At 62.0% G+C, this 18,271-nt stretch carries 16 protein-coding genes and 1 other RNA gene; 4 read left to right on the forward strand and 13 right to left on the reverse strand.

The annotated features are described in order from the left end of the window. Positions 1-18: 18 nt before the first annotated feature. The 11 genes from lapB to gyrA form a co-directional block, all read right to left on the reverse strand. On the reverse strand, positions 19-1,194 hold the full coding sequence (gene lapB / locus QCE73_RS10845; protein ID WP_035503210.1) for a lipopolysaccharide assembly protein LapB: 1,176 nt from the start codon (positions 1,192-1,194) through the stop codon (positions 19-21). A 42-nt stretch (positions 1,195-1,236) separates the two neighbouring features. Continuing rightward, entirely contained in the window at positions 1,237-1,530 is a 294-nt protein-coding gene (locus QCE73_RS10850; RefSeq protein ID WP_309881165.1) for a LapA family protein, read from the reverse strand. A gap of 293 nt (positions 1,531-1,823) precedes the next feature. Beyond that, positions 1,824-2,153, reverse strand: coding sequence for an integration host factor subunit beta (locus tag QCE73_RS10855; protein WP_008342376.1), 330 nt, complete (start codon positions 2,151-2,153; stop codon positions 1,824-1,826). Between the two features lie 23 nt (positions 2,154-2,176). Next, positions 2,177-3,907 (reverse strand): 30S ribosomal protein S1, encoded by a 1,731-nt coding sequence (rpsA, locus tag QCE73_RS10860; protein WP_181291061.1) that lies wholly within the window; start codon positions 3,905-3,907, stop codon positions 2,177-2,179. A gap of 118 nt (positions 3,908-4,025) precedes the next feature. Then, positions 4,026-4,706, reverse strand: coding sequence for a (d)CMP kinase (gene cmk, locus QCE73_RS10865; RefSeq protein ID WP_309881168.1), 681 nt, complete (start codon positions 4,704-4,706; stop codon positions 4,026-4,028). A gap of 75 nt (positions 4,707-4,781) precedes the next feature. After that, entirely contained in the window at positions 4,782-6,086 is a 1,305-nt protein-coding gene (gene aroA / locus QCE73_RS10870; protein WP_309881170.1) for a 3-phosphoshikimate 1-carboxyvinyltransferase, read from the reverse strand. Between the two features lie 21 nt (positions 6,087-6,107). Next, positions 6,108-7,091, reverse strand: coding sequence for a prephenate dehydrogenase (locus tag QCE73_RS10875; RefSeq protein ID WP_404989747.1), 984 nt, complete (start codon positions 7,089-7,091; stop codon positions 6,108-6,110). A 19-nt stretch (positions 7,092-7,110) separates the two neighbouring features. Then, entirely contained in the window at positions 7,111-8,193 is a 1,083-nt protein-coding gene (pheA, locus tag QCE73_RS10880; protein ID WP_309881173.1) for a prephenate dehydratase, read from the reverse strand. A 40-nt stretch (positions 8,194-8,233) separates the two neighbouring features. Continuing rightward, positions 8,234-9,316 (reverse strand): 3-phosphoserine/phosphohydroxythreonine transaminase, encoded by a 1,083-nt coding sequence (gene serC / locus QCE73_RS10885; RefSeq protein ID WP_309881175.1) that lies wholly within the window; start codon positions 9,314-9,316, stop codon positions 8,234-8,236. Between the two features lie 194 nt (positions 9,317-9,510). After that, the gene (locus QCE73_RS10890; RefSeq protein WP_187606125.1) at positions 9,511-10,125 is read right to left on the reverse strand and encodes a DUF2059 domain-containing protein; all 615 of its coding nucleotides are present in this window, start codon (positions 10,123-10,125) and stop codon (positions 9,511-9,513) included. Between the two features lie 161 nt (positions 10,126-10,286). Next, positions 10,287-12,932, reverse strand: coding sequence for a DNA gyrase subunit A (gene gyrA, locus QCE73_RS10895; RefSeq protein ID WP_075583868.1), 2,646 nt, complete (start codon positions 12,930-12,932; stop codon positions 10,287-10,289). Positions 12,933-13,627: 695 nt separating this feature from the next. Here gyrA and ompA point away from each other — a divergent pair. The 4 genes from ompA to ssrA all read left to right on the forward strand — a co-directional run bounded on the left by ompA (position 13,628) and on the right by ssrA (position 16,388). Continuing rightward, complete coding sequence (gene ompA / locus QCE73_RS10900) at positions 13,628-14,290, forward strand: outer membrane protein OmpA (RefSeq protein ID WP_035503193.1); 663 nt, start codon at positions 13,628-13,630, stop codon at positions 14,288-14,290. Positions 14,291-14,481: 191 nt separating this feature from the next. Continuing rightward, positions 14,482-15,180 (forward strand): bifunctional 2-polyprenyl-6-hydroxyphenol methylase/3-demethylubiquinol 3-O-methyltransferase UbiG, encoded by a 699-nt coding sequence (gene ubiG, locus QCE73_RS10905; RefSeq protein WP_035503191.1) that lies wholly within the window; start codon positions 14,482-14,484, stop codon positions 15,178-15,180. Between the two features lie 4 nt (positions 15,181-15,184). Further along, entirely contained in the window at positions 15,185-15,949 is a 765-nt protein-coding gene (gene gph / locus QCE73_RS10910) for a phosphoglycolate phosphatase (RefSeq protein ID WP_051626909.1), read from the forward strand. An 81-nt stretch (positions 15,950-16,030) separates the two neighbouring features. After that, positions 16,031-16,388: a transfer-messenger RNA gene (gene ssrA, locus QCE73_RS10915) on the forward strand. A gap of 274 nt (positions 16,389-16,662) precedes the next feature. On the opposite strand, the gene QCE73_RS10920 is transcribed toward ssrA, so the two are convergent. Together QCE73_RS10920 and QCE73_RS10925 are read right to left on the reverse strand one after the other, a co-directional pair. Continuing rightward, positions 16,663-16,932 carry a hypothetical protein gene (locus QCE73_RS10920; protein ID WP_035503189.1) on the reverse strand — a complete coding sequence of 90 codons (270 nt, stop codon included), beginning with the start codon at positions 16,930-16,932 and terminating at the stop codon, positions 16,663-16,665. A gap of 143 nt (positions 16,933-17,075) precedes the next feature. After that, entirely contained in the window at positions 17,076-18,146 is a 1,071-nt protein-coding gene (locus tag QCE73_RS10925; protein WP_035503187.1) for a substrate-binding domain-containing protein, read from the reverse strand. Positions 18,147-18,271: the final 125 nt, after the last annotated feature.

Genomic DNA, 18,271 nt, shown 5'->3' on the forward strand with positions numbered 1-18,271 from the left:
CGTGCTTGCCGCGCGGGTTCAGGCCGAGCTCGTGATCGGCTCGACGCGGCGCGGTGCGTACGTCTCCCAGCCGCTGCAGCCGGGACATTGCCAATAGAATAGTCGCGCGCGGAAGCCGCAAGTTTGACACGTATAACGCGGCAGATTCTTAGTGCGCTGTTTCACCAGGTTACGCATCAGTTCGAGCTCGCCGCGGCGCGGCTCGTCGGCTGTCGCTTCCTGGGCTTCGAGCAGGCGCGTCATGCCCGCGAGATTCGGCGCGCTCTGCATCTGCTTGCGCGCGAGCGCGTGCGCCGCTTCCAGGCCTCGCAATTCCTGCACGTGCTTGTACGCGACATCGAGCAAATCGTTCGACGGATAACGCGTCGTGTAATCGATCAGCAGGTCGACGCCCTCGTCCCTGTGCCCGAGCGCGCTGTACGCCTTCATCAGCTTCTCGGCGACGAGCGGCAGATACGCTTCGTTCTGTTCCTCGACACGCTTCCAGTTCGCGATCGCAGCTTCGACGTTGCCCGCGGCGGCTTCGACATCGCCCGCGAGGATCGTCGCGCGCACGTTGTCCGGGTTCGACGCCAGCGCGAGCTTCAGTTCGGCGCGCGCGCCATCGGGATTCTTGCGCTGCAAGGCTTCCTGCGCGAGCTCGCAGTGAAAATGCGCGATCTCCATATGCAGCGACGGTGCGCCCATCTTCTCGATCTGCTCGGCTGTCGTGATCGACTTCGGCCAGTCTTTTTCGATCTCGTAGATGGTCAGGAGCGCGCGCTGCGCGCCGAGGGAATACTCGCCCGAGTTCAGCGACTTGAACGTTTCCTCCGCGCGATCCAGCAAGCCCGCCTTCAGAAAGTCCTGACCGAGTTCATAGAGCGCGTGATCGCGCTCGGCGGCCGGCAAATCCGCGCGGCTCAGGAGATTCTGGTGCACGCGGATTGCGCGATCGGTTTCGCCGCGGCGGCGGAACAGATTGCCGAGCGCGAAGTGCAGTTCGATGGTTTCGGGATCGAGCTTGGCGACCTCGATGAATGCGTCGATCGCCTTGTCGTGTTGTTCGTTGAGAAGAAAATTGAGGCCGCGAAAATACGAGCGCGGCAGGTTCGCATTCTCGGACAGCAGCGTTTTCAGGTCATAGCGGGACGCCATCCACCCCAGCGCGAACGCGACGGGAATGACGAGCAGCCACCAGAAGTCTAGATCCATGCGATTAGTCGTTGAATGTTAGGTGTCTGCTTTCGCGCCGCGTCAGATGAGCGGCGGCATCGGCGGTTCTTCCTTGACCACCGGCGTCTCGCGAGCGACGCGCAGTTCGCGCCTGAGGCGGCCGTTTTCCATGCGCAGACGCACCATCGCCGGCACCGCGGACACGAGTCCCGCCAGCAATCCGACGACAAAAAACGCGAGACCGATCCGAATCAGCGGTGCTGTCCAGGCGTAGCCTGCGAGGAAGTTCAGCGTCGCGGACTGAGTATTGGCGAGCGCCAGCACCAGCAACAACACGAATACCAGAACGCGGATCAGCCAGACGATGAATTTCATGTAGGGTCTCGCAAGAGCGGTTGCACCAGTCGACCCGCCTAATTCGGTCGGGCCTGCGCGGTTGAACACCCAGGTCAAAGTGACCGGTATTGTAATTGATGCGTCCGGATGCCGGCGGCCGCCGGTTCGCCACACGAATTTTTAGCAAACAATGAACCTGTCGCGTCACATCGTCGATGAATAAACGTCGCGCATAAAAAAAGCACCCCGAAGGGTGCTTTCCTGGTCGATTGCCTCGTGGCCGGACGCCGCGAACCGAAAATCCAGAAGGATCATCAGTCAGGATGCGCCGATCAGAGATCGTCCGCATCGTCGTCATTCGACGCCTTCAGAGGCTCGCCCGCGCGGCCGTCGACGCGTTCGCGCAATTCCTTGCCCGGCTTGAAGTGCGGCACGAATTTCTCCGGTACCAGCACCTTCTCACCCGACTTGGGATTGCGCCCGACGCGTGACGGACGACGATTGAGCCCGAAGCTGCCGAAGCCGCGGATCTCGATGCGGTGACCGTTGGCCAAAGCCTCCGACATCGCATCGAGCATCGTCTTTACCGCGAAATCCGCATCCTTGAGGACAAGTTGCGGAAATCGCGACGCCAACTGGGCGACCAATTCCGATTTGGTCATTCTGCAGCTGTGCCGTTAAGGGCTTAGCTGTTCTGGCCGTCGAGCTTGGCCTTGAGCAGCGCGCCGAGGTTGGTCGTGCCGGTCGCGGCGGCGTTCGAGTCGCCCTGCAGGCTGCGCATGGCTTCCTGCTGTTCGGCCGAATCCTTCGCCTTGATCGACAGGTTGATGCCACGCGACTTGCGATCGATGTTGATGATCATCGCGTTGACCTTGTCGCCTTCCTTCAGCACGTTGCGCGCATCTTCCACGCGGTCTTGCGCGATTTCCGAAGCACGCAGGTAGCCTTCGACTTCGCCGGACAGCGTAACGACAGCACCCTTCGGATCGACCGACTTCACGACGCCGTCGACGATTGCGCCCTTGTCGTTGATCGCGACAAAGTTGCTGAACGGATCGCCTTCGAGCTGCTTGATGCCGAGCGAAATGCGTTCCTTCTCGACGTCGATGCCCAGAACCACGGCTTCGACTTCGTCGCCCTTCTTGTACTTGCGGACGGCTTCTTCGCCGGTTTCCGACCACGACAGGTCCGACAGGTGAACCAGACCGTCGATGCCGCCAGGCAGACCGATGAACACGCCGAAGTCGGTGATCGACTTGATGGCGCCGCTGATCTTGTCGCCCTTCTTGAAGTTACGGCTGAAGTCATCCCACGGGTTCGGCTTGCACTGCTTCATGCCGAGCGAGATACGGCGGCGGTCTTCGTCGATTTCGAGAACCATGACTTCGACTTCGTCGCCCAGCTGAACAACCTTCGACGGCGCAACGTTCTTGTTGGTCCAGTCCATTTCCGACACGTGAACCAAGCCTTCGATGCCCGATTCCACTTCGACGAATGCGCCGTAGTCGGTGATGTTCGTGACCTTGCCGAACAGGCGCGTGCCCGACGGGTAGCGGCGCGAGATGCCTTCCCACGGATCGTCGCCCAGTTGCTTGATGCCGAGCGAAACGCGGTTCTTCTCTTGGTCGAACTTGAGGATCTTGGCGGTGACTTCCTGGCCAACCGACAGCACTTCCGACGGGTGACGCACACGACGCCACGCGATGTCGGTGATGTGCAGCAGGCCGTCGATGCCGCCGAGGTCCACGAACGCGCCGTAGTCGGTGATGTTCTTGACCACGCCTTCGACGATCGCGCCTTCCTTCAGCGTCTCGAGCAGCTTCGCGCGCTCTTCGCCTTGCGTGGCTTCGATCACCGCGCGGCGCGACAGCACCACGTTGTTACGCTTGCGGTCGAGCTTGATGACGCGGAATTCGAGCGTCTTGCCTTCGTACGGCGTCGTGTCCTTGACGGGACGCGTGTCGACGAGCGAACCCGGCAGGAACGCGCGGATGCCGTTGACCATGACGGTCATGCCGCCCTTGACCTTGCCCGTGATCGTGCCGGTCACGAGTTCGTTGTTGTCGAGCGCCTTTTCCAGCGACAGCCACGAAGCCAGACGCTTCGCCTTGTCGCGCGACAGGATGGTGTCGCCATAGCCGTTTTCCAGCGCGTCGATCGCGACGGAAACGAAGTCGCCCGCCTGCACTTCCACTTCACCCGCGTCGTTCAGGAACTCTTCGAGCGGAATATAGGCTTCGGACTTGAGACCAGCGTTGACGACCACGAAGTTGTGGTCGACACGCACGACTTCGGCGGAGATCACTTCGCCGGCGCGCATGTCCTGCTTGGTCAGCGACTCTTCGAACAGAGCCGCGAAAGATTCGGTATTCGGGGTGGAGGTTTGCAGGTCGGACATAAAAATCTGAATTTGCACAGCTTTTGCGCGGTGGTTCAGGATTGAACCGGTGAAGCGCAACGCCATACGGGGTTAAAGGGTTTAACACACGCTCCGCTTTCGACGGAGCACCTTGCCTCTTTACTACACCAACTCGTTACACACGAATTGCGCTGTACCAGCCGATGATCTGTTCGACCGCTTGATCGATCGACAAACCGGAGGTGTCCAGCGTCTTCGCATCCGCAGCGGGCTTGAGCGGCGCGGCGCTCCGGTTCATGTCCCGGTCGTCGCGTGCGCGCAAATCACGCAGCAAGTCATCCATATTAGCAGAAAAACCTTTTTGCATCAATTGCTTATGCCGTCGCGCCGCCCGTGCCTCGACGCTCGCCGTCAAAAATACCTTCAGCGTGGCGTCCGGGAAGATGACGGTGCCCATGTCGCGGCCGTCGGCGACGAGGCCGGGGCGCTTGCGAAACGCCCGCTGACGCGCGACCAGCGCCTGACGCACTTCGGGATGAACGGCGATCGCGGAAGCGCGGTTGCCGACCTCTTCCTGGCGGATTTCGCCCGAAACGTCGACGCCGTCGAGCTGCGCGCAACCTTCGCGGAAGGTGATATGGAGCGCTTCGATCAGCTTTGCAAGGCCGGGCGCATCGTCCTTCGCCACCTCGTAGCGGATGCTCGCGAGCGCCGCGAGCCGGTAGAGCGCGCCGCTGTCGAGCAGGTGAAAGCCGAGCGTCGCCGCGACGATCGCAGCGACCGTGCCCTTGCCCGAAGCCGTCGGCCCGTCGATGGTGATCACTGGAGTAGGGTCGAAAGGACGGGTCGGTTTCATCGAGTCTGGCCGGTCTGGCCCGTTATTGCGGTCATTGAATTCGAAGTCATCGCGTTTCACGGTACAGCGCTCCGATTACGCTTTCACGAGCGTCGAAAAACGCTCGAAATAGTCCGGGAAGGTCTTGTTCACGCATTTCGGATCGTTGATGCGCACCGGCACGCCGCCGAGACTGACGAGCGAGAAGCACATCGCCATGCGGTGGTCGTCGTAGGTATCGATCGCGGCGTTCGGCGTGAGCTTCGCCGGCGGCGTGACGACGAGATAGTCCGCGCCCTCTTCCACCGTCGCGCCGACCTTGCGCAGTTCCTTCGCCATCGCGGCGATGCGGTCGGTTTCCTTCACGCGCCAGCTCGCGATATTGCGCAAGGTCGTCGTGCCGCTCGCGAACAGCGCGGCCACGGCGATGGTCATCGCGGCGTCGGGGATCAGATTGAAGTCCATGTCGATGGGCGCGAGCTTGCCGTCGTCCGACTCGACGCCGCGCACCTCGATCCAGTCCTCGCCCATCATCACGTTCGCGCCCATGCGATTGAGCGCGTCCGCGAAACCGACGTCGCCCTGAATGCTCGAACGTCCGACGCCTTCCACGCGCACCGGCCCGTGGCCGATCGCGCCCGCCGCGAGGAAATACGACGCGGACGACGCGTCGCCTTCGACCATGATCGCGCCCGGCGACTTGTAGCCCGCGCCGGCCGGAATCGTGAAACGCGACCAGCCTTCGCGCTCGACGGTCACGCCAAAGCGCTCCATCAGGCGGATCGTGATGTCGATGTACGGCTTCGAGATGAGCTCGCCTTCGATCTCGATCGCAACCGGACCGGTCCGGCCATCGACGACTGGCAGACTCATCAGGAGCGCGGTCAGGAACTGACTCGACACGTCGCCGCGCACGCGGATCGGCTTGTCGATCGCGATCTTCGCGGCGTGAATGCGCAGCGGCGGAAAGCCGTCGTTCAGTTCGTAATCGATCGCAGCGCCGATCTGACGCAGCCCGTCGACGAGATCGCCGATCGGCCGCTCGTGCATGCGCGGCACGCCGTGCACGCGGTATTCGCCGCCGTTCACCGCGAGCGCCGCGGTCAGCGGCCGCACCGCCGTGCCCGCGTTGCCGAGAAACAGCTCCGCCGATTTCGACGGAAACGCGCCGCCCGTCCCGCCGACGATCACGCGCTCGCCATCCTCACGCACCGCGACGCCGAGCGTTTTGAGCGCGGCGAGCATGACGCGCGTGTCGTCGGAATCGAGCAGATTCGTGATGGACGTTTCGCCGCTCGCGAGCGCCGCGAGCAGCAGCACGCGGTTCGAAATGCTCTTCGAGCCGGGCAGGCGCACGGTGCCGGACGCGCGAGAGAAAGGTCCGAGATCGAGATGTTCCATAGTGTTTCCTTGGGTCACAGCTTATTTCGCGGCGATATCGTTGGATGGCTTGATGCCGCCGCGTTCCTGCCATTCTTTGCGCGCCACGCGCGAACGCGCGAAGGCCGCTTCGAGCGCCGCGCCATCCGATGCGTCGATCGCCGCGCGAAACCGCGCGAGCACGGAAGTGTAATCGTCGAGTTCGGCGAGCAGCGCGGCGCGATTCGCGAGACAGATATCGCGCCACATTTCCGGGCTCGAAGCCGCGATGCGCGTGAAATCGCGGAAGCCGCCCGCGGCGAACGAAAATTTCAGATCGGCGTCGGGCGTATCGAGGATTTGATCGACGAGCGCGAACGACAGCACGTGCGGCAGATGACTCACCGATGCAAACACGCGATCGTGCTGCGCCTCGCTCATTTCGCGCACGCACGCGCCGGTCGCGCGCCACATCGACGCGATGCGTTCGACATCGTCCGCCGCGTTGTCGGGCAACGGGCACAGCACGACATTGCGATCGACGTACAGATCGGGCAACGCGGCCTCGACGCCGCTCGACTCGCGCCCGGCGATCGGATGCCCCGGCACGAACTGCGCGATGCGCTCGCCCAGCGCGCGCCGCGCCGAAGCGACGACATCCGTCTTCGTGCTGCCCGCATCGGTGACGATGGTGTGCGCGTCGAGAAACGGCGCGATCCGCGCGAGCAGCGGCTCGGTCTGCGCGACGGGCGCGGCGAGCAACACCACGTCCGCGCCTCGAAGCGCGTTCGCGAGCGCGGCGTCGTCGCCGAGCGCGGCGGCTTCGTCGATCACGCCGAGTTCGAGCGCGCGCTCGACCGACGCAGCCGAGCGCCCCACACCGACGACCCGACCCGCGAGCCCCGCGCGTTCACGCAAGGCGCGCGCAAGCGAACCGCCGATCAGACCGACGCCGAAGATAACCAGTTTGTTGAAAGAGAACGCAGCCACGGGACATCGATAAGAGTGCGTCGTCCGACGCAAGTGAAACGAACCGCCGCGATTCATCGCAGCGGCGATGAGCCAATCAGCGCGCCCGCGGATACGAGCCGAGGATTTTCAGGAACGCGGACTTGCGCCCCAGCTCCTCCAGCGCGCCGGCCACGGCGGCATCGTCGCGATGGCCTTCGATGTCGATATAGAAGTAGTACTCCCACGCGCCGGAGCGCGCCGGGCGCGATTCGAAGCGCGTCATCGAGACACCGTGTTTGGCGAGCGGCTCCAGCAGCTTGAACACCGCGCCCGACTCGTTCTTCACCGTGACGATGAGCGACGTCTGATCGTGACCGCTCGAATCCGTCGGCTGCTTGCCGACGATCACGAAACGCGTGCGATTGTGCGGGTCGTCCTGGATCATCGAGAACACGACGCCGAGGCCGTAATGCGTCGCGGCGCGATCGCCTGCGATGGCCGCGACCGTCGGATCATCGACCGCCATGCGCGCGGCTTCCGCGTTGCTCGACACGGCCTGACGCGCCAAATGCGGCACGTTCGCGCTCAACCAGCGCTGACACTGCGCGAGCGCCTGCGGATGCGCGCACACGCGCTTCGCGCCATCGAGCGTGCCGGACGCCGTGAGCAAATTGTGATGGATCGGCAGCGCAAGCTCGCCGCCGATCAGAAGCGATGTCTGCAGCAGCAAATCCAGCGTGCGCGACACCGCGCCTTCCGCCGAATTCTCCACCGGCACGACGCCGTACTGCGCCGCGCCCGCTTCGACGGCGCGAAACACTTCGTCGATCGACGGGCACGGCACGCCCTGAATCGAATGCCCGAAGTATTCGAACATCGCCTGTTCGCTGTACGTGCCGACGGGCCCCAGAAACGCCGCGCTGATGGTCTGTTCGAGCGCGCGGCTCGCGGCCATGATCTCGCGCCAGATCGACGCGATGTGCTCACCGGCGAGCGGCCCGTCGCTCATTTCCTGAAGCCGCGCGATGACCTGCATCTCGCGCTCCGGACGAAACACGGGCGCATTGAAATGCTTCTTCACTTCGCCGACTTCCAGCGCGACGGATGCGCGCTGATTCAACAGCGCGATGAGCTGCGCGTCGAGCACGTCGATGCGCTCACGCAGCGGTTTGAGTCTTGAATTGAGATCGTCGTCCATGCGGTGCTTGAGCTTGTGCGGTTGAGTGAGCGTCGCGCCGTTAAGCGCTCGTGCGCTCGAATTCCTTCATGTAATCGACGAGAGCGTTGACTCCCTCGATCGGCACCGCGTTGTAGATCGATGCCCGCATGCCGCCGACGGACTTGTGGCCCTTCAGTTGCAACAGCCCGCGCGCCTTCGCGCCGGCCAGGAAATCGGTATTGCGCGATTCGTCGGCAAGGAAGAACGGCACGTTCATGCGCGAACGGTTCTGGCGTTCGACCTTGTTGACGTAGAAATCGCTGGAATCGATGGTGTCGTACAGCAGCTTCGCCTTTTCGACGTTGCGCGCCTCGATCGCTTCCAGGCCGCCCTGCTTCTTCAGCCACTTGAAAACGAGGCCCGCGATGTAGATGGCATAGGTCGGCGGCGTGTTGTACATCGAGTTGTTTTCCGCGACGATCTTCCACTCGAACGCGGACGGGCAGATGGGCAGCGCGCGGTCGAGCAGATCTTCACGCACGATCACGACGGTCACGCCCGCCATGCCGATGTTCTTCTGCGCGCCGCCGAAGAGCACGCCGAACTTGGCGATGTCCATCGGGCGCGACAGGATGTGCGAGGACGCATCGGCGACGAGCGGAATGTCGCCCAGATCGGGAATCTCGAAGGTTTCGACGCCGTCGATGGTTTCGTTCGAGCACAGATGCACATAGGCCGGATCGTCCGACAGCTTCCATTCGCTGAAGGCCGGAACGCGCGTGAAACCCTCTTCGGTCTTGCCGTTGGCCGCGAGATGCGGCGTGCCGTATTTCTGCGATTCCTTGAACGATTTCGTCGACCACGAACCGGTCACGACGAAGTCGGCGGTCTGCTTCCTGCCGAGCAGGTTCATCGGCACGATCGCGTTTTCGCCGATGCCGCCGCCCTGCAGAAAAAGGATCCGATGCGACGCGGGCACCTTCAGCAAGTCGCGCAGGTCGGTGAGCGCAGCCTCGTGGATCGACATGAATTCCGTGCCGCGGTGGCTCATTTCCATCACGCTCATGCCACTGCCTTGCCAGTCGAGCATTTCATCGGCGGCTTGCCTCAGAACTTCTTCTGGCATGGCGGCGGGGCCGGCGGAGAAATTGAACACGCGCATCTGGAGATCCCGGAAATACGATTTGCAGACGGGAATGAACGGCGAATCAAACGAAGGCCGCGTTCTCACGTCCAAAAAGAAATGGCTGTTTGCGCGTCTTGCGCAAACAGCCATTATCGCACTGTCCTGAAAACCCGCCAATGCAAGGGACGGCAAGCGCCGTCCAGCGGATTCCCGTCAGACCGACGGCGCGCTTACTTGGCGCTCGGCTTGACGCTCGCCACTTCCTGATCGGCTTGCGTGCGCGTTGCCTTGATGGCTTGCGGCATGTACTTCTGCATCAGGCCGTTCACGACGTCGCGGCCAACCTGGTCCTGAACCTGGATGAACTTGCGGCCGGTCGGGCTCTTGTAGAAGTTGGTCAGATCCTTGATCTCGTCGGTCGAGTAGTACTTCGCGTACGCGTCGTACTGAGCCTGCATCGCGTCCTTGCGGAATGCGTCGGTTGCGAAGACCTGGCCAGCGGAATCGACCAGCTTCGGCACTGCATTCTTTTGCAGCGACGGAACAGCGGCTTGCTTCTGCTTGTCGTTCAGCGTCTTGTTCTCGGACAGCGCGTCCGAGAGGATCGCCGGCACGAGTTGCTTCGATTGCATCTGTGCGCTGTTACCGATCGCGCCGACCAGCTTCTGCGCATCGATCGCGTCGAGCAGGTCCTTGATCGCGGCTTGCTTGGCCGGATCAACCGGTGCTGCTGCGGCCGCCGGTGCGGCCGACTGTGCGGGCGCCTGGTTCTGAAGCGACTGAGCCATCGCGATAGTCGGCACGAAAGCGGCCAGCAACATCCACTGCTTGAAACGTCCTTGCATCATTACTCCCTGTAAAAAATATCCAGTTCAGCACTGGCGACGAGCTTTTGCCCGTTTTCCGACGCCGGCCTTGCCTGACGTCGACAACGAACTCACGTCGCGCAGCTTAACTAATCCGAGCTTTCAAAAGCGATAACGAGAGACCCGCGACACAAAAAATATCAGGCGCTTTCTCCGCCTTCATCATTTTCCGCATCGCCGGGCTTGGCGGCAGAGTCTTCCGAACCGGCATCTGCTTCGAGTTCGGCCTCGGCTTCCGCCTCGGCGATATGCTGCAGTCCCGACAACTTCGTTCCCTCGTCAAGGCTGATGAGTGTAACACCTTGAGTTGCACGGCCCATTTCGCGGATTTCGGAAACTCGCGTGCGGATGAGCACGCCCGAAGTCGTGATCAGCATGATCTCGCTCTCCGGCTCGACGAGCGTCGCGGCGACGACCCGGCCGTTGCGCTCCGATGTCTGGATCGCGATCATACCCTTCGTGCCGCGGCCGTGACGCGTGTACTCGTTGATCGGCGTGCGCTTGCCGTAACCGTTCTCGGTAGCCGTGAGCACCGACTGGTTCTCGCCGCCCGCGACCAGCATCGCGATGACCTGCTGCCCGTCTTCCAGTTGCATGCCTCGCACGCCGCGTGCCTCGCGGCCCATCGCGCGCACATCGTTCTCGTCGAAACGCACGGCCTTGCCCGCGTCGGAGAACAGCATCACGTCATGCTCGCCGTCGGTGATCGCCGCGCCGATGAGGTAGTCGCCGTCATCCAGACCGACCGCGATGATGCCCTTCTTCATCGGACGGCTGAATGCTTCGAGCGGCGTCTTCTTGACGGTGCCGAGCGCGGTCGTCATGAACACGTACTTGTCCGCCGAGAATTCCTTGATCGGCAGCACGACGTTGATCTTCTCGCCGTCCTGCAGCGGGAACATGTTGACGATCGGACGGCCGCGCGAGTTGCGCGAGCCCTGCGGCACTTCGTACACCTTGATCCAGTACACGCGGCCGCGGTTCGAGAAGCACAGCATGTGATCGTGCGTGTTCGCGATGAAGAGCGTGTCGATCCAGTCGTCTTCCTTCATCTGCGTCGCCTGCTTGCCGCGCCCGCCGCGCTTCTGCGCGCGGTATTCGGAAAGCGGCTGCGACTTCACGTAGCCCGAGTGCGACATGGTCACGACCATGTCAGTCGGCGTGATCAGGTCTTCGGTGTTGAGCTCCGTCGCGTTCATTTCGATGCGCGAGCGGCGGTCGTCGCCGAATTCGGCGCGGATCTGGCCCAGTTCATCGACGATGATCTGGCGGATACGCTCAGGCCGCGCGAGGATGTCGAGCAGATCGGCGATCTGCGCCATCACTTCGCGATATTCGCCGACGATCTTGTCCTGCTCGAGCCCGGTCAGGCGCTGCAGGCGCATCTGCAGAATTTCCTGCGCCTGGACGTCCGACAATTTATACAGGCCGTCTTCCTGGAGACCGTACGCGGGATTCAGCCCTTCCGGACGATAGGCGACGCGGCCGCCCGAAGCCTCGGTCTCGGTCCGCGTGAGCATTTCGCGCACGAGCGACGAATCCCACGGACGCGCCATCAACTCCTGTTTCGCGATCGGCGGCGTCGGCGCGGCCTTGATGATCGCGATGAAATCGTCGATGTTCGCGAGCGCGACGGCGAGACCTTCGAGCACGTGCCCGCGATCGCGCGCCTTGCGCAGTTCGTATACAGTGCGCCGCGTCAGCACTTCCCGTCGATGCGACAGGAAGCACTCGATCATTTCCTTCAGATTCAGCAGCTTGGGCTGGCCGTCGACGAGCGCGACCATGTTCATGCCGAAGGTGTCCTGAAGCTGTGTCTGCTTGTACAGATTGTTCAGGATGACTTCCGGCACTTCCCCGCGCTTCAGTTCGATCACGACGCGCATGCCGCTCTTGTCGGACTCGTCGCGGATGTCGGAAATGCCTTCCAGCTTCTTCTCGTTGACGAGTTCGGCGATGCGCTCGAGCAGCGTGCGCTTGTTCACCTGATACGGAATCTCGTCGACGATGATCGCCTGACGCTGACCGCGATCGATCTCTTCGAAGTGCGTGGCCGCGCGCATCACGACGCGGCCGCGCCCGGTGCGATAACCGTCGCGCACGCCCGCGACGCCGTAGATGATGCCGGCCGTCGGGAAGTCCGGCGCCGGCACGATCTCGATCAGCTCGTCGACGGTGGCCTCGGGCGTGTTCAGCAGATGCAGACAGGCGTCGACGATTTCGCGCAGGTTGTGCGGCGGAATGTTCGTCGCCATGCCGACCGCGATGCCGGCCGAACCATTGATCAGCAGATTGGGAATGCGCGCGGGGAGAACGAGTGGCTCGTTTTCGCTGCCGTCGTAGTTCGGACCGAAGTCGACGGTTTCCTTGTCGATGTCGGCCAGCAACTCGTGGCCGATCTTCGCCATGCGGATTTCGGTGTAACGCATGGCCGCGGCGTTGTCGCCGTCGACCGAACCGAAGTTGCCCTGGCCGTCGACCAGCATGTAGCGCAGCGAGAACGGTTGCGCCATGCGAACGATCGTCTCGTAGACGGACGCGTCGCCGTGAGGATGGTATTTACCGATGACATCGCCGACGATACGCGCCGATTTCTTGTACGCGCGATTCCAGTCGTTGTTCAGCTCGTGCATCGAGTAGAGCGCCCGACGATGCACCGGCTTCAAGCCATCGCGGACATCGGGAAGCGCGCGCCCGACGATCACGCTCATCGCGTAATCGAGATACGAGCGGCGCATTTCCTCCTCAAGGGAGATTGGCAGAGTCTCTTTGGCGAATTGATCCATTATCCGTGTCTTGAACTTTGCAGCGGCGACACGGCAGCGCGCGCGGTGATTTTCGCGGACTCGCCCGCCGGCCGCACGACATGCGCCGGCGTGGCGCGTAGCCGACGTACGCTGCGCGCCGCATATGCAGCGCATGCCTTTTTATGCGTGCGAACGCAGCGCATCAGGAGATTCTACCATGCGCGACATTTGCGCCCGGACGCATGCTGTATACATACAGTGTGTGTCGAGCGCGGAACCGGAATGTGCAGCGTGACTTCGCAATGCGCAATGCTGTACCAATTACTTACAAAAACCGGGGAACGTATTCCGTCAATTCGTCATCTGGGCGGGCTATCATGCCGCCTCGCGCTTTTGCCAAACGTAAAAACCCCGACGATAAAAACTCGCAGGAAATCGCTCTCGGGCACGTAATGTGCGCACGTTTCGCGCCTTCTTCAGCCTTGACCGTCTCCTGTCCCTTTCTTGTTGCGCATGCACCACATAAGGTTGCGGGCGTACAGCGTGCGGGGATATTTTTATCGTTGCAAGGGAACGATATGGCAAAATGCCAACGCACAAACTTAGACATTGCTCGAAGTCTATACAGCGCGTTTTGTTCCGTAGGGAATGTTATACTTCGAGCAATGTATGACTTGTCTTCGTCTACAGGCTCGCAGTAAACCTGCGGTAATCTCAATTTCGAGAGGAGAAATATGAATAAACTTTCAAAGCTCGCGTTCATTGCAGCTACCGCAGTTATGGCTGCATCGGCCTCGGCACAGTCGGTGCCGGCCTCGCGACAAGCTGTGAACGACAACTGGGTGAACGGTACGGGCGAGTATGTGTGGATGAACGGCACGAACGAACTGTGCTGGCGCGACGCATTCTGGACCCCGGCTACGGCAAACGCAAAGTGCGATGGCGCGCTGGTCGCGCAAGCACCGACGCCGCCGGCACCGGTCGCTCCGCCGCCCCCGGTCATCCAGAGCCAGAAGGTCACCTACCAGGCTGACGCTCTGTTCGACTTCGACAAGGCAGTCCTGAAGCCGGCTGGTAAGGAAAAGCTTGACGATCTGGCATCGAAGATCGGCGCGCTGAACCTCGAAGTCGTGGTTGCAACGGGCTACACCGACCGCATCGGTTCGGACAAGTACAACGATCGTCTGTCGCTGCGCCGTGCGCAAGCTGTGAAGGCTTACCTGGTCAGCAAGGGCATCGAAGCCAACCGTATCTACACGGAAGGCAAGGGCAAGCGCGACCCGGTCACGGGCAACAGCTGCCAGCAGAAGAATCGCAAGCAACTCATCGCCTGCCTCGCGCCGGATCGTCGCGTGCAGATCGAAGTTGTCGGCACGACGCGTCAGCCGCAGCAGTAATCGCGAGTTGGATTACCGCAGATCAAACCCCCGCTTCGGCGGGGGTTTTTTTATGCCTGAAGCCTTTTGGGCATTCGCTTAAAGAGCCGCCGATTCGGGTAGGCTTCATCTATTCCACTTTTTGCCCGCCTATTGCGGCGCCTATATACTCGGTCCTATTCGATTCACGACTCAAAAAGGCACTTCCGAACATGACCAATGTCGATCCCCACGAACTGCAGAAATTCAGCGAGCTCGCGCATCGCTGGTGGGACCCGAACGCCGAGTTCAAGCCGCTGCATGAACTGAATCCGGTACGGCTCGACTGGATCGATGCGCACGCGCATCTGATGAGCAAGCGTGTTCTCGATATCGGCTGCGGCGGCGGCATTCTGTCCGAGTCGATGGCCACGCGCGGTGCGAACGTGAAAGGCATCGATTTATCGTCGAGCGCGCTTGGCGTCGCTGATCTGCATAGTCTCGAAAGCGGTGTCGAAGTCGCGTACGAAGAGATCTCGGCGGAAGCCCTCGCCGCGCGCGAGCCCGGTTCGTATGACGTCGTGACCTGCATGGAGATGCTCGAACACGTGCCGAATCCCGCGGGCACCGTCGCCGCGTGCGCCGCGCTCGTGAAGCCGGGCGGCTGGGTGTTTTTCTCCACGCTGAATCGCAACGCGAAGGCGTACCTCTTTGCCGTGATCGGCGCGGAATACATCGCGCGCATGCTGCCGCGAGGCACGCATGATTACGCGCGCTTCATCAAGCCGTCGGAACTGGCCACGTTCGCGCGCGCGGCTTCGCTTTTGACGGTCGACATCAAAGGCATCACGTATCGGCCGATCTCCAAGCATTTCGGCCTGTCAAACGACACGAGCATCAACTACATGATGGCTTGCCGCCGCGAAGCCTGACGCCATGATCAACGACGATCCCTTGTCCACGGGCACCATCGATACCAAGCCCCTGCCGGAAGAAACGACTCCCCTGCCCCAGCGCCTCGCCGAGGGCGATGGTCTCGGGTTGTGCCAGGCCGTGCTGTTCGACCTCGACGGCACCATCGCCGACACCGCACCCGATCTCGTCGCCGCGGTGAACAAAATGCGGCACGACCGCGGCCTCGAGATGCGGCCGCTCGAAACGCTGCGGCCCTATGCGTCCGCGGGCGCGCGCGGACTGCTCGGTGGTGCGTTCGAGATCGGACCGGAGCACCACGACTTCGCCGCGATGCGCGACGAATTTCTCGCGAACTACGAGGCCGATCTGTGCATCGAGACGACGCTTTTTCCGGGCATCGCCGAGATACTCGATCAACTGGATGCGCGCGGCGTGCGATGGGGCATCGTCACGAACAAGGCGACACGCTTCGCCGCGCCGCTCGTCGGCTTGCTGGGACTCGATACGCGCGCCGGCTGCCTCGTCTGCGGCGACACCACGCCGCATTCGAAGCCGCACCCCGCGCCGCTCCTGCACGCGGCGGAATTGCTGGACGTCGCGCCGGAGCGGATCGTCTATGTCGGCGACGATCTGCGCGACGTGCAGGCCGGGTTTGCCGCAGGCATGATCACCGTGGCAGCCGCCTACGGCTATTGCGGCGACGACATTCCGCCGCGACGCTGGCACGCCAATCACGTGGTCGATTCGACGGAAGAACTTCAGCACCTGTTGCGCGATATCGCGTGAGCAGCGAGGCGAAACAGGCGGCTTGAAAACCGCGCCGTTCGCCTCACATCGTGTTTCGTGGGATAATCCTTATTCCGTTTCGGGGGCGACCTGGTTTCGACAGGGGTTGTGAAGCGGTCAGGGCATACCGAGGACCCGTCACCTCGTTAATCAATGGGAAAATCGTAACTGCAAACGACGATACGTTCGCACTGGCAGCCTAAGGGCCGCCGTCCTCTCACTAATTCGCTGACGGGTTAGGGTAGCAATGCCACGAGAGGTCATATACGTCAGATAAGCCTTTGCGGCGTCACGACGCCAAGGTCGAAAAATTAGTGAATCGCCGTAACGCAGCGTGTTCGTCCGCGTCGTTATGGTTAAATCAAAAGACAGAACTAAGTATGTAGAACTGTTCGTAGAGCGCTTCTGGACGCGGGTTCGATTCCCGCCGCCTCCACCAGAACACCCGCTAAAAACCCGCGATTGCGCAAGCATCGCGGGTTTTTCTTTGCCGGCGAAAAGACGAAAAAAAACCCCGCGCGAGGCGGGGCAAACATCCTTGAGAGACGTAGCGACGACAGAGACGACTTCGCTACGTCCGAGAGAATAAGCGGCGACAGGCATCGACCGAATCGGACCGGTCCTAATACCGTTGCCTTGTGTCAGTTAACAACCGTTTCGACGCGTGCGCCTTCGCCAGCGGCCAAAGACACCCCGCGGCAGCGTGAGAACACTCAGTTCGTCCCGTCCTTCGGACACTTCAGATTGCAGCCGTTGGGATCGCCGTCGTCACCGCGACGACGCATCGCCGATTTGCCCTTCTGATATTTATCCGACGGCGCGGACGCCGCGAACTGCATCTGCGGATGCGCATTGAAGCGGAATTCGTCTTGCAGGACCCCGCCCGGCATGCCCGGGGAATTCTGCGCAAAGGCGACTGGGACCAGATACGCCGCACCAGCGATGAGCGCGGCGGAGGAACAAGCAAGCAACGAGAGTTTCATGGCGGTATATCGCGCGGAGAATCGCGCTCAGAGCAGTAAAGTCGACAGCAAGCCGTTAGGTTAACCCAATTCGCCATCGCCGGCAGTTTTATGCCCGCCCCGCTCTCTTACCGCGCGTTTCCGCTGCGCCTCACGCACTTACTTCAGCCGCGCAAACCTTCGTCGACATCGACGAGCGAGCCGCAATGCGCCGGATCATAACCTTCCAGATGAGCGACGCTGTCCGTGAACCCCGGGCTGCGCAAGATACGCAACACGGAAGCAAGCCGCGCCTCGTCGAGCCGCGCGCGTTCGCAGGCGAAGAAATAGTCCTCGTCGATGATCGGTATGAAATCGAGCGCGAAATGCTGCGCCGCCGGTTGCACGCCGAAGCCGAGATCGGCCATGCCGCTGGCGACGAACGCGGCGATCGCCGAATGCGTCAGTTCGGTCGTCGCGTAGCCATTGATCTGGTCCGGATCGACGCCCACGCGACGCAACGACAAATCGAGCAGCATGCGCGTTCCCGAACCCGGCTGGCGATTGACGAAGCGCACGTCGCTGCGCGCGAGATCGCGCAAACCGGAAATGCCCTTCGGATTGCCCTTGGGCAGAAAGAGACCCTGCGTGCGGCGCGTGAGCCGTATCAGTTGATGCTTGTTCCGGTCCAGATACGGCCGATAGATCTCCGCGCATGTCGAGCGGAATTCGCCGATCGGCAGATGGAACCCCGCCAATTCGCATTCGCCCCGTGCGAGCGCACTGACCGCTTCGGCGCTCTCCCGATACTTGATATCGACCGGCACGCGCTGATCGCCGAGCGCGCGCACGAGCGTCGCGACCGCGTAACCATGCGACGCGTGAATCCGCACCTGCGTGATGCCGCCCGCGAGGCGCCGGTTCAATTCCACGGCGACGTCGTTCGCCACCGCCTGCAACGGCGCTTCGAGCCGTTCGCCACAAACCCGTTGCGCGCGCAAAACCGACTCGCCCAGTTCGGAAAGCACCGAGCCGCGCCCGCGCGATTTCGTGATGAGCGCGCCGCCAAGCCGCGCTTCGATTTCGCGCAATAAACCCCACGCATGCCGATAGGACAAACCCTTAGCGTTCGCGGCATTCGCGATGCTGCCCGTCTGTGCGACGAGCTGTAGAAGCGGCACAACCGCGCTGAGACTGGTTTCCCGGCCATCGGCGTCCCGCAGGACCAGTTCGGCCCGGCATTCGACGTCCACCATATGCACTCCCCCTTCCTATTGCCAAGATATATCACGACGCCTATTGTTCTTATACAGGCTCGGCACCCGTAATTATATCGACGTAAATATGTACCGACAAAACATATGCCGAGTGTTGGAGGAGC

This window comes from Caballeronia sp. LZ029 (genome assembly GCF_031451275.1).
GTDB lineage: Bacteria > Pseudomonadota > Gammaproteobacteria > Burkholderiales > Burkholderiaceae > Caballeronia > Caballeronia jiangsuensis.